Here is an 11,895-nt window from a genome sequence, read left to right as displayed (position 1 = left end):
CAGAATATTAGAAGTTAATTTTTAAACCAAGGGTATACGAACGGTAAGAAGGGAACGCCGTATAATCCAGCCCGGAAGCAAGGTTGACAGCAGTGGTTGGAACCGCACTAGGAGGAGTTCCGCCAATTGCCGCTGTGCCTGAGTTGGAAGCCCTTGTATTTGCCTCAGGGTCGGTCCCGGTATAGTTTGTAATGGTGAAGAGATTCTGAATTGTCGTGTACACTCTTACATTCAGTTTTTTGGCTGAACCAATCGGAAGATTGTAACCCAAAGTGATCATTTTGCAACGCAGAAACGAAGCATCTTCCACAAACCGGTCATTGATATAGCTTCCGTAAGAAGTAGTCGCGTAGCCATCACGTGGAATGTCCGTGTTCTGGTTATTGGGTGTCCATCTGTTTAGAGCGGATGTACCGTAGCCCGATTCAAGTACTAATCCGTTACCATTGTAAAGGCTGTAATCCAGGGCACCTTGCATGAATATATTCAGATCGAAATTCTTATACCTGAACTCATTGCCAATACCATAAATGTAATGTGGGTTAGCATTGCCAAGGTAAGCGCGGTCATTTGCATCGACTTTGCCATCATTGTTAACGTCCACATATTTTGGGCTACCAGCTGGAGCACCCGGTTGTGGCGTGTAGGTTTCGCCCGTTTTGATCACCCCTGCATACTTATATCCAAAGAAGCTGCTGAGTTCCTGACCCACTTCCAGTTTGGTAAAGTCGATGGCCCTTCCGCCGTAAGGATTGGCTGTTTGTGTGATAATATACGGACGGTCGGCAAGGCTCAACACTTTTTGCTTGTTGTAGCCGATGTTGAATGAGGTTTTCCACCTGAAACTTCCTTTTGCAATATTTTGCGTGTTAAGAGAAAGTTCAAGACCACTGTTTTGAATAGAACCTGCATTCACGATCTGGGTTGTAAAACCCCACCAGTCGCCAACAGGAATATTCAAGAGCAAATCCTTCGTTTTTTTGCGATAGTAATCGAAAGTGGCAGAAATGCGTCCACCGCCGAAGGTTACATCGGCACCGATGTCCAATTGGGCAGTACTTTCCCATTTAAGATCAGGATTTGGTAAACGGCTGGCGGCTGTCCCGCCGTAAGAATTGTTGCCGTCCAATGTGACGTTAACCGGGGAAAAAGTAGTCATGTACGCGTAATCTCCGATACGGTCATTACCTGTAACTCCGTAGCTTGCTCTTAGTTTCAGGTCAGAGAACACATTCAGGTTTTTCACGAACTCTTCATCGCCAAGACGCCAGGCCACCGAACCAGATGGGAAGTAACCGTAACGGTTGTTTGGTCCGAAACGCGACGATCCGTCTCTACGGATTGTAAAGGTCGCCAGGTATTTATCTTTAAAAGCGTAGTTAATACGTCCGTAAGCGGAAGCGATTTTAGTATTCGTTTTCGAACTGGTAGAAAGCATACGTTGCGTACCTGCTCCAAGGTTATTGTAAAGAAACGCGTCGGTACTGAAATTTTGAACAGCCGAAAAATGGTTTTCCACTACGTCATTTTGCATCGATACCCCCGCAATGGCATTAACAGAATGCGACCCGAAGGTTTTGACATAGGTAAAATAACCTTCAACCAGATTTCGCGCAGCGGTATTTTCCATGACCGTCGCGCGGCCCCTTACTTTTTCACCATCCACAAGCCTACGTGGTAAATAAGTGCCTTCCTTATTAGCGTTGTATTCCGTACCGGCATTCACCTTGAAGGATAACGCATCGGTAAACTGGTACTCTAAAAATGTATTGATATTGATCTTGTTGCCATAAAGGTGGTTGACAGGTTCCAGCAACCAGGCAATGGAGTTATCGCGGCCTTGAAATCTTGCGTATGTCCCATCAGCATTGTAGGCGGCTGTTGCAGGCGAAGCTGACAAAATTCCGTACATCACATTGGATGGCTGAATGTTACCGTCATAGTTTTTGTACAGAGAGAAAGTATGCGCTCCGTACATGTTCGCGCCCATTTTGAAGCGTTTGCCAAATTGCTTATCCAGGTTTAAGCGGATAGCATACCGGTCGTAGTCGGTATTTTTAAGCGCTCCGTCCTGAGAAAAATAATTGAGTGAAAGAGCCACACGGGTGTCTTCATTTCCACCACTGGCAGTTAAACTATAGCTTTGGACTTTTGCATCACGGGTGGCCAGCTTGAACCAATCCGTATTGGTCCCGCTTGTCAGGTCTGCCGGCGTGTACGTAGGCGGTAAACCTCTCTCCTGATTTTTGGCATTGGTGATTTCCATAGCCTGCAAACCAGTCATTTTATCATACGAGCTGGTTACTTTTTGAATCCCGTAGTAGCTATCGAAGGTAACGGTTGGCTTGCCGGCCTTACCACGTTTGGTAGTGATGATCACAACACCATTTGCACCCCTAGCACCATAAATAGCAGTAGCGGAAGCATCTTTCAGGATCTGAATATCGTCGATATCGTTAGGGTTGATCTCTTTTCCAGTTTCGGAAGGAAATCCATCCACCACATATAGGGGTTCGTTGGTTGAGGAAATGGAGTTTCCACCGCGCACACGTACAACCGTCGAGCCACCGGGAGCCGAGTTGGACTGGCTCACCTGCACACCTGCCGCTCTACCCTGAAAGGCCTGTGCTACGTTGGAAGTAGCACCTCCAAGGTTCAGGCTTTCATTGCCGATGGAGCTTACTGCGCCGGTCAGGTCCTTTTTCTTCTGCGTACCATAACCTACTACCACCAGCTGATCCAATGTCTTGGAATCTTCTTCGAGCGTTACATTAAACTGCGTCTGGTTGCCTACTGTCATTTCGGCTGTTTTGTAGCCGATAAAAGAAACGCGCAAAACTGACTTGGTACCTGGAACATTCAGGGAAAATTTCCCTTCCACATCGGTGATCACGCCGGAGTTGGTACCTACCAGCGAAACATTGGCCCCTGGGATCTCAGATCCTTTGGCGTCGGTCACTTTTCCTGACACACGGATTTCACCCGATTGAGCGAAACCGTTTTTCACAGCGAGAAGCGAGACGAAAATTAGAAAGAATAAAAGTTTGTACTTCATTGAAACGTGGGTTTGGGGTTGACATAAAAAATCTTTCAGGAAGAAACCAGCCGCTATGAGCGACCTTCTTCCAAATACACTGATTTCAAATATTTTATGGGTGTAAACAAATGTAAAAACAAAATGTGTGCGCACACACCATCAAAATAAAAATTCCTGCGATTTGTTCATTCGAAAGAAAATTTTACTGAGAGAGGTAAGTGAAAAACATAATTTTACTTTTTAGGGCTTTTCGGATATGATTAGTAACCATCCTTTGCCTTTTGCCACAGGAATGGATTGCCCATCGCTGAATGACGTTTTATTTTGGAAGTTTTTTACCTCCGGCGCTTCTATGGAAGCTTTTGCAGGATCTATTCCCAATGCTTTCCAATCTATTTTCAGGTGAAAGTCAGTATCGCCTTCTGCCCAGCTTGCAATGGATACCAGCGCGGACTTTCCTTTGACATAGCTGGTGGCCAAAACCGTCGCCGCGTCTGTCTTCACCGGATTGTTTTCCACCCAGTAACCGATCATTTTGCTTCCCTGAATACCGAACGTATCCCATACTTTCCAGATCGGCCGCGCGTCGTCGCCTTCGCCCCAGGGCATCCGGTTGGTCATGCCGTATACCATCCCGCGCCACGGGTTACCGCCATCCTGCAACATTTCGCCCATCAAGCCAAAAGGAATACCGGACACTTCGGTCATGAAAAAGTCGGGACTGTTCTTTTCGTAGTCAAAATATTCGCCGAACCAGAGGCGGTTCAGGTAAGGGAAATGCTCCATGTACAGGTTCGCGCTGTTGTTGAAGCCATCGTTTTTATTGTATTGATTGGCGGAATGCAGGTCAATGATACCTGGATGATTGTCTTTGGTCAATACGCGTTTTACACGCTTCATCGTCGTGCGGTCGAAAGCCACATCGTCGAGATAAATGCCGTCGATACCCACTTTTTGAGTCAGCCAGTTCATTCCTTCCACGTAGTAATTATGCCAGCGGCTCATGCCAGAGTTTACCAGGGCAGCGTCTTTGAGTCCGGGAACATACCAGGCGGCAATGTAATCCTCGCCAACGTGCTCCTGCAACCATGCATAACCATTGCCTTTTCCCGGCGAAAAAATCTCGTGACCCAGGCTACGGAGCGGGAAAAGCTCATAGGCACTGTTGGAAAGCTCACGGATCGTGTTGTAAATCTTCACCTGCAATCCATCCTGATGTGCCTTGTCAATGTATTCCTTCATCGCTTTGTGTTCAATGAAGGGATAGTTGACGAATGGGTTGATCGGTGTGGCGTGGTGAATGTTGACAACCGTCGCGCCTTTTGTCTTAATGGAATCCGGGTTGTCGTATTTGTGGAAAAACCTTGTTTTCCATTGAAAATCCGTATCCAATGCATGGAATGGCGTGATGAGGAGCGTGAAATTGTAGTACAGGCTTTCACCTTTCTTCATTTTCCTGTCGCCGCTGTAATTTTTGATCAAAACCTGATCGCCTTCTTCCGATATTTTGATACCGCCTTTGTTAGCATTACCCCAGGAAGCAGGTAGCAGCAATGGTTTTTGCAGGTAAAAGTTGGTGTTCAATGGCCGTACATATTGCTCGTCGCGCAGCGAGAAGTTCAGTCCTGCATTCACGTCGCCGATCCATGCACCGTCCTGATTTTTGGTCGCGACTTCCCACTTCCAGTCAAAAGCCGCAGGCCGCTTTCCGCCTTTCAGGTTCAGGCCCATCATGTAGCGGGCTGCATCTTTGTTCATTGGAATATCCATGAAAATGTCCGCGAGCCCGATGTCTTTCAATGCAGTCACTTTAATTTCATACGCTACAAACCCATCGAATTCGATATGCGCTTTCACATCCATGCTCACATTCGGAGAAGAGCTCGTCGCTGTCCAACCGATCGTTCCCGGCGTTTGCGTGGTGTATTTCAATCCTTTCGCAACCAGTTTTTCAGGTGTACCGCTTGCATTGACCACCTGAAACTTTACGGGTGACTGGATAATGTTCTTGGCCGTCTTCGATACGCCGGTCATTTCCGGCGTGAAGTAGGTCTGGATATTTTCAGGAAGGCCGTTTGGCGAAACATTGAATTTCCTGCCCAGCAATGCAATGCTGTTTCCCTCTCTTTGAAGCGGAATATACGGGCTGATCACCTGGTTTTCCTGGGCCAATGTAGAGTTGAGCCAGGCCAGGCGCGTTTGCTTTTGCGGCTCGCTGATGCCTTTGTCTGCCAGCTTGTTTGCATTAACGGTGAATGTCAATGCAACGGGAGTTTCGGCAGCACCGTCGGCTGTTACGAAAATGGTACCCGTGTAAGTTCCGGCCGGAATGTTGCCTGGAATGTCGGTAAGGCACCATAATGCCTGTACTTTTCCTTTGGCAACATTTACTTTGTTAGTGAGTTTCTTCCCGTCCCAGCCTGTACCGTCGGTATTGAGGCAAGAGAACGCGCTGGCGGGTAATGTGTTTTTACCGTTTTTCAGATCTGTAAAACGGATTCTAATATTTTTCAAATCGGTTTTGACAGGATAGATACCCAATTGAAACGAAAAGTTCTCGCCAGGTGAGACCTCTGATTTAAAACCTGATATCGCTCCGTTGCTTACCCAGCGCTGCGGCAGGTCGTCCGTCATTTTAATGGGATGCATCCGGTCTTCGGGGAACACCAGGTAGTTTTTGGATGCATTGTCCGCAACAAGTCTCTTCACTTCCGGAGCTTTTGCAATAACCTCCATCGGATAAAAGCTATTGAGCTCGTTGATGGATTCCATGTATAAAACCTTGGCTGGAACCGGCTTGGCGGACAAATTTTTCCATGCCGGAGAAGCTGTTTCTGTTTTTGTGAGATAAGTTGTGGTAGGGTAGTTGGCCCGGCCGCTGACCTTGTAGGGCAGGTAATAAATGTAATACTGACCTGCACCGGAAAGCGGTTCAAAGAAAACATCGCCCGATTCGCGGCTGATATTTTCTGTTTTTACATTCAGGATTCGTTTGTTGGCCTGCGCGTCCACAACGATGATTTCACTATCGGTATGCTTGTCGCGGCGGCGCCAATCTATGGTAACTTTGGCGACTTCCGACGCCTGGCTTACCTGCACTACTGCGCGATGGTTGCCTAGTGAATCGCCGGTCCATTGATTTTGTCCGACAACATATTTCAACTCCTGCGCATGGATAACAGTACATAGCAGCAGACAGATCAGGGAGAGGGGTAACGCTGTTTTCATGGGTACAAACGTACCAAATTTAAAGTGTGTACGCACACACTTCAAGCAAATTTTAATTTATCAATGGGTTTAATGACCCAATATTTGTTTTTGAAAAGCAAAAAAAAGAGCTAATTCATGCGTTAGCGACCGTTTCTTCCATTACGGTTTCTTCTTCTTCGTCGAGATAGTAGTTCAGGTTTTCCTGTGTGACAATGTCGAGCGGCAGGAATTTGAGTTTCGCAACTTTCTTTCTGAATACCAGGAAGTCGGCCAGCTGTTTAATGCCCAGATAACCCTGTCTTTTTGGATTTTGGTTGATCAGAAAACCAATGGTTCCCTTTTTCAGATAATGTAGATTTTGAGAAAGCAGATCATAGCCAATGATCTTGATGTGACCGATGTGCCGGTCTTCAAGGAACGAGGCGACGTGATGTGCCTTGGAGGTAGTGACGAAAATATGTTTCAGGTCAGGAGTGCTGTCAATTGCCTGACTAAGTTTTTGGCTGAAATCCGAGGGATCAGAGCGGTCCAGTTCCAACGTGGCAATGGCGTAATGTTTATCGGCGTCAACCTGGCCGAAGTAATCCCGCAACCCATTTTCCTTTTTGACCAAGTGGGCGGCATTACTGGTTTTTTCATCAATGTGTACGACCAGTATCGAGCATGGCTCCGACTGTCCGTAATGCATCAGTTTACCTGCAAGTTTGCCGCTCTGGTACGAATCCTGGCCGATATAGCTCAGCGGGCCGAAGTCCTCAATTTCGGTATTGAAAAGGACAAAAGGAATGTGTGCCTTTTTCCATTTCTCAAAAAAAGGCAATGTTTCGTGGTAAAAAATCGGGGACAAAAAGATCCCTTCCGGGTTGGTAGCGGTTAGTTCTGTCGCTTTTTCAATGTAAGAAGCGACGTTGAATGGATTGAAAACAAACGGCTCGACCGAGATACCATATTGCCTCAATTCCTTCACGGCGAGTTCGATACCTTCTTTTGGTGCGTGCCAATAGGAGTCTATTTCATGATCGGGTACCAGGGCTGCGAAGCGATATTGCTTTTTGGAGCCGAGCGCCCGGGCCATCAGATTGGGCTCATAGTTAGAATCGTCGATGATCTTCTGAATGCGGAGCCTTACTTTTTCTGCTACTTTTCCGCGATTGTGGATTACGCGGTCGACGGTCCCCGTAGAAACTTTGGCTTTCAGGGCTATGTCTTTGATGCGAATTGTCTTATTATTCATTTAGGTTAATTGCGTTTATTATTTTCCCAAAGCGGTTTTCTATTTTTTAATACTGTAATCGAAGTGTCTTAAATACTGGAAACGGTAACTTGCAAAGAAGGCCGGTTGCGAATTTATGCGAAGTTTGCAGATTGATTTAGATTTACATTCTCAATGCTCATTTTCAAGCAAAATAACCCATGCAAATAGATATTGAACGGATCAATGCGATTGCCATCGAAGCAGGAAAAGCTATTCTGGAAGTGTACAATGGTACTCAGGCAGACTTTCAGACCACATTGAAGTCGGACAATTCTCCTTTGACTGTCGCCGACCGCATTGCAAACGATTTGATTGTAAAAGCATTGAAAGAAGCCTATCCATTGATCCTGATCATTTCAGAAGAGGGTAAGGATATTCCCTACGATGACCGGAAAGACTGGTCCTATTTTTGGTGCGTAGATCCTCTTGACGGGACCAAGGAATTTATTAAACGGAACGGAGAATTTACCGTAAATATTGCGCTGATACATGATGGCGTACCTGTTTTGGGCGTGATTTATGTGCCCGTCCAGGAGGTTTTGTACTATGCAAGCGAGGCTGACGGAAGCTGGAAGAAATCAGCCGACGGGATGGTAACTGCTATAAAAGTGGCCAAGCCAGCCACGGACTGGGTTTCGGTGGGAAGCCGGTCGCACGCTTCCGAAGAGGATGAAAAAGTGCTCGCGGGTTATCCGGTGACGTCCTCGATTACGGTGGGTAGCTCGCTCAAATTCTGCATGGTAGCAGAAGGTAAGGCGCAGATCTATTACCGTCACGGGCCGACGATGGAATGGGACACTGCGGCCGGCCACGCCATTGCGAATTATAGTGGGGCCAGGGTCACCCAGCCAAATGGAGAGCCGTTTTCTTACAACAAACCTTCGTTGCTGAATGGCAGCTTCTTGTGCATTGTTAATTAATTCGCGTCGGGCTTTATATAGGGTAGGATGGCGGAATAGAGCATTCCGCAGCTGTCTTCGGGTGTCTGAATATTTGTAAAAAGGGTGAGGTGGGAACTGACGGAAGGTTCAAATGCAGCGCTGATACCGGTGAAATTGGACAAGCCTTCTCTCCGTGCTTTTTTATAAAGACCTTTGACATCTCTCTTTTCACAAATTTCGAGTGGACAATTGACAAACACTTCGAAATACTGATCGCCGAGAATTTGATGGGTCAAATCCCTGTGTCCCTGCAATGGAGTGATGAAAGAACAGATCGTGATAATGTTGTTCCCGACGAGGATTTTCGCCATTTCAGCGGCGCGGCGGACATTTTCTGCTCGGTCCTCGTTTGAATAGGTCAGGTTATTGTTGATCCCCGCCCTGAGAATGTCCCCATCCAGTGAAACGGAAAAAAAACCTTCGCTATCGAGCTTTTCCTTCAGCAATGTCGCAATGGTACTTTTCCCTGCCCCGGACAACCCCAGCAGCCAGATTACCATTCCTTTTTGGTTCAGGGGTGTCTTTTTAGCATTGATCATTGGGGCGCGTTTTTCGGGCAATTTAGTATAAAACAAATGAAATTGTCAGTTATTCTGACTCGCGGCGACCATTTGCTGGATACTATATGTGCTTTTCGTATTCTGTTTTTTGATATTATAAATGAACCGCTGGTTATTGATACCGACGATCACACGGAGCGAATCACCGGGGAGAGGAGATACGTCCAGCCTCCGCCGGTAGTGATCATGGCTGGTAAATTCCTTATAAACAGATCGTTCCATGTGATCCACCACCTCTATTTTGTATCTGAAACGATCAGGATTGTCAACAACGATATACAACTTGGCATCTGCATTGATAGTGGCATGAACGCTGTAAGACCCAGAATTGGAGGAACTGTCCTGTGAAGCATTCAAATATGTGGGTACCGGATCGGGGAGTTTGGGTGGTAAGTCTTCCGTTTTGAGCCTGGCTATTAATAACTGGTTGGCCAAAATTTGTGAGAGCAGCTTGTCGAGTTGCTTTTGTGTTTTTCGGTTTTGTTTGATCCATTTTTCAGGCAATGCCTCTTCGTATAGTAATTGCTGATCCCGTCCGAAAAACTGAACCTGTGTGCGCCGGGTAGCAGCATTGGTCAGTATCCGCCAATGGGCGTTGGACGAGTCGTTTTCAATTTTCGCTCCCGCAAGTTGGTAGGATTGTGCTTGCACATTGACTTGAAGAGAAAACAGGACAGCAAAACACAGCCACAATAAATAGCTTGACGAGCTGGATTTCGTAATGCATTTGATCGGAGTGATAGGATGAATTGACATGGCTGATGATGTTTTGAGGAAAAACTGAGCACTTATATCACTGGCAAATCAATTCATTATTCCAATACGCTTTTTGGATTTTAGCCAAGCGACCTGCCGGTTCTCCCACATGACTACGATTTGGACAATAGCACTGTTTGTCGGAAAAATCCGCCGTTTGTCGGGTCGCAGCTGCGTTGAGGCCGGGTCTTTTGTCGTTAGGCGAATTATGACGGTTTTCCTATATTAATTATTTAGATTCGGCCTTTCGAACAGAGAAATTTATATTTAGTAATGGTTCGTTTTTCTTCGCTGAAACCCTATAAGCAGGTATGGACACAAAGTGTGTTTTGGCTGGCCTATTTTCTGTTTGAATGGCTCAACACCGGTGCCTACCTGGACAATTTTCAGCAAAGTCTGTGTTTTATCACCATTAACCTACCATTGCTGATCATTGCGGGGTACTGGCATTTGGTTGTGACGGTGCGTCATTTCCTGTTGACCAACCGGATGCTGGAATTTTCGCTGAGCCTTGTAGTTGGACTACTGGTTTTTGGCGTTCTGAGGAGATACATTAATTACACCTGGTTTTATCCGATCTATCACCCGAACGCCTTGGAAAAACCTTTTTTGTATTGGCCTAAAATATTAGCTGAAACCATGCAGCTGCATTTGGTTGTGGTGCTTTTTGTGGCTGTGGACCTGGTCCGTCACGCGTTGCGTCAGCAGCAGCTAAGTGAAACCTACCGTCGCGAGAAAGTTTCGGCCGAGTATCGTTTGCTGCAATCCCAGGTACAGCCGCATTTTTTGTTCAATACCCTCAATAACCTGATCTCGGTTTCTATGCACCAGCCCGGGCAGATGCCTAACCTGCTCCACCAGCTTGGTGGGCTGCTTAGTTACCAGCTTCATGAAAGTCACCGCGATACGGTCCCTGTATCAAAGGAAATAGCCTATTTGAAAGATTACATTTCGCTTGAACAAATTCGTTACGGGGAGCGGCTGGATTTGCAGGCTAATTTTAATTACCTGATCAATTCGGATCAGATAATGATCCCTCCAATGCTGCTTTTACCATTTGTGGAAAATGCATTCAAGCACGGGGCGGCGCAAACCGAAGGCCCTTGCTGGATCCAGATGCATTTGTCATTGAATGGGAACCGTCTGGTATTTTCGGTCGAAAACTCGGTACCGGAAGGCTCGCCTGCGCCATTTACTTCGGGTTTGGGCCTGTCCAATTTGAAAAAGAGACTGGAAATTCTCTTTCCAGGCAGTTACGAACTGGTTACTATGCCGGAAGAGGGGCAGTTTCTGGCAGTTTTAAAATTCGATATATAATGGCTATCCGTTGTTTTGTACTGGACGATGAACCTCTCGCTTCCGACTTGCTCACGGATTACATCAGCCGTTTGCCCGATCTGGAATTAGTGGGCGTGTCCAACAGTCCTTCTCAGGCATTGACCATTTTACAGCAGACGCAGATCGACGTTATTTTTCTCGATATTCAAATGCCGCGTTTGTCTGGATTTGACCTGCTACGTCCGCTCGGTTACCGGCCCAAGGTTGTATTTACCACTGCTTTCAGGGAGTATGCGCTGGAAAGCTACGAGTTTGATGTGCTGGATTTTCTGGTGAAACCTATCTCATTTGAACGCTTCCTGCAATCAGTAGGCAAGATCTATCGGTTTTCACAGAATTCGATCGCCCCGCAGGAGGTGACCGCATTGCCGAAAGCTAGTAAAGAGTACCAGTATTTTAAGGTAGATAAAGAAATGGTCAAGCTGTTTCTGGATGATATTTTATGGATCGAAAGTCTTAAAGATTATGTGCGTGTCCATACGACCACGGGCCCGCTGGTTTCCTACCTACGAATCAGTTACCTGGAAGAAAAGCTGCCACCCGACCGGTTTGTGAGAATTCACAAGTCTTTTATCGTATCTCTGGACCACATTCAAGCCGTGAGCGCGACTTACATTCGGGTTGATAACGAAGAAATCCCGATCGGACGAATTTATAAAGCCAAACTGGATAAAGTGCTTCAAAAGACCTGACGTCCTTTCAAGACCCGTTCGATCAGGCATATCCCGTTTCAGAAATATTTGATTTTCATAATAGGCTGTTTGGTTTTTCTTATTGAACCACACGGCCTGGCAGTAA

8 protein-coding genes are annotated in these 11,895 nt (G+C 46.4%); 3 read left to right on the top strand and 5 right to left on the bottom strand.

Annotated features, from left to right (window positions below; genetic code table 11):
* Positions 1–7: 7 nt before the first annotated feature.
* The 3 genes from ON006_RS15660 to ON006_RS15650 all read right to left on the bottom strand — a co-directional run bounded on the left by ON006_RS15660 (position 8) and on the right by ON006_RS15650 (position 7,481).
* Positions 8–3,055, bottom strand: coding sequence for a SusC/RagA family TonB-linked outer membrane protein (locus ON006_RS15660; protein WP_244822984.1), 3,048 nt, complete (start codon positions 3,053–3,055; stop codon positions 8–10).
* Positions 3,056–3,277: 222 nt separating this feature from the next.
* Entirely contained in the window at positions 3,278–6,265 is a 2,988-nt protein-coding gene (locus tag ON006_RS15655) for a glycoside hydrolase domain-containing protein (protein ID WP_244822985.1), read from the bottom strand.
* A 115-nt stretch (positions 6,266–6,380) separates the two neighbouring features.
* The gene (locus tag ON006_RS15650) at positions 6,381–7,481 is read right to left on the bottom strand and encodes a substrate-binding domain-containing protein (RefSeq protein ID WP_244822986.1); all 1,101 of its coding nucleotides are present in this window, start codon (positions 7,479–7,481) and stop codon (positions 6,381–6,383) included.
* A 179-nt stretch (positions 7,482–7,660) separates the two neighbouring features.
* Between ON006_RS15650 and cysQ the strand changes: the two genes are divergently transcribed.
* The gene (gene cysQ, locus ON006_RS15645; protein ID WP_244822987.1) at positions 7,661–8,422 is read left to right on the top strand and encodes a 3'(2'),5'-bisphosphate nucleotidase CysQ; all 762 of its coding nucleotides are present in this window, start codon (positions 7,661–7,663) and stop codon (positions 8,420–8,422) included.
* Here cysQ and cysC read toward each other — a convergent pair.
* On the bottom strand, positions 8,419–8,982 hold the full coding sequence (cysC, locus tag ON006_RS15640; protein WP_244822988.1) for an adenylyl-sulfate kinase: 564 nt from the start codon (positions 8,980–8,982) through the stop codon (positions 8,419–8,421). The two genes, cysQ and cysC, sit on opposite strands and share 4 nt — an antisense overlap.
* 45 nt (positions 8,983–9,027) lie before the next feature.
* Positions 9,028–9,759 (bottom strand): hypothetical protein, encoded by a 732-nt coding sequence (locus ON006_RS15635; protein ID WP_244822989.1) that lies wholly within the window; start codon positions 9,757–9,759, stop codon positions 9,028–9,030.
* Between the two features lie 273 nt (positions 9,760–10,032).
* Between ON006_RS15635 and ON006_RS15630 the strand changes: the two genes are divergently transcribed.
* Both ON006_RS15630 and ON006_RS15625 read left to right on the top strand, forming a co-directional pair.
* On the top strand, positions 10,033–11,076 hold the full coding sequence (locus ON006_RS15630) for a sensor histidine kinase (RefSeq protein ID WP_244822990.1): 1,044 nt from the start codon (positions 10,033–10,035) through the stop codon (positions 11,074–11,076).
* On the top strand, positions 11,076–11,789 hold the full coding sequence (locus tag ON006_RS15625; protein ID WP_244822991.1) for a LytR/AlgR family response regulator transcription factor: 714 nt from the start codon (positions 11,076–11,078) through the stop codon (positions 11,787–11,789). The genes ON006_RS15630 and ON006_RS15625 overlap by 1 nt, the downstream gene beginning before the upstream one ends.
* The last annotated feature ends 106 nt before the right edge of the window (positions 11,790–11,895 follow it).

This window comes from Dyadobacter pollutisoli (genome assembly GCF_026625565.1).
Lineage (GTDB): Bacteria > Bacteroidota > Bacteroidia > Cytophagales > Spirosomataceae > Dyadobacter > Dyadobacter pollutisoli.
The sequence above is the reverse complement of the archived record's forward strand: the minus strand, read 5'-3'. Positions and strand labels throughout refer to the sequence as shown.

Coding starts and splice junctions, on each gene's coding strand:
- ON006_RS15660 (WP_244822984.1), bottom strand. CDS start 3,055: ATGAAGTACAAACTTTTATTCTTTCTAATTTTCGTCTCGCTTCTCGCT.
- ON006_RS15655 (WP_244822985.1), bottom strand. CDS start 6,265: ATGAAAACAGCGTTACCCCTCTCCCTGATCTGTCTGCTGCTATGTACT.
- ON006_RS15650 (WP_244822986.1), bottom strand. CDS start 7,481: ATGAATAATAAGACAATTCGCATCAAAGACATAGCCCTGAAAGCCAAA.
- cysQ (WP_244822987.1), top strand. CDS start 7,661: ATGCAAATAGATATTGAACGGATCAATGCGATTGCCATCGAAGCAGGA.
- cysC (WP_244822988.1), bottom strand. CDS start 8,982: ATGATCAATGCTAAAAAGACACCCCTGAACCAAAAAGGAATGGTAATC.
- ON006_RS15635 (WP_244822989.1), bottom strand. CDS start 9,759: ATGTCAATTCATCCTATCACTCCGATCAAATGCATTACGAAATCCAGC.
- ON006_RS15630 (WP_244822990.1), top strand. CDS start 10,033: ATGGTTCGTTTTTCTTCGCTGAAACCCTATAAGCAGGTATGGACACAA.
- ON006_RS15625 (WP_244822991.1), top strand. CDS start 11,076: ATGGCTATCCGTTGTTTTGTACTGGACGATGAACCTCTCGCTTCCGAC.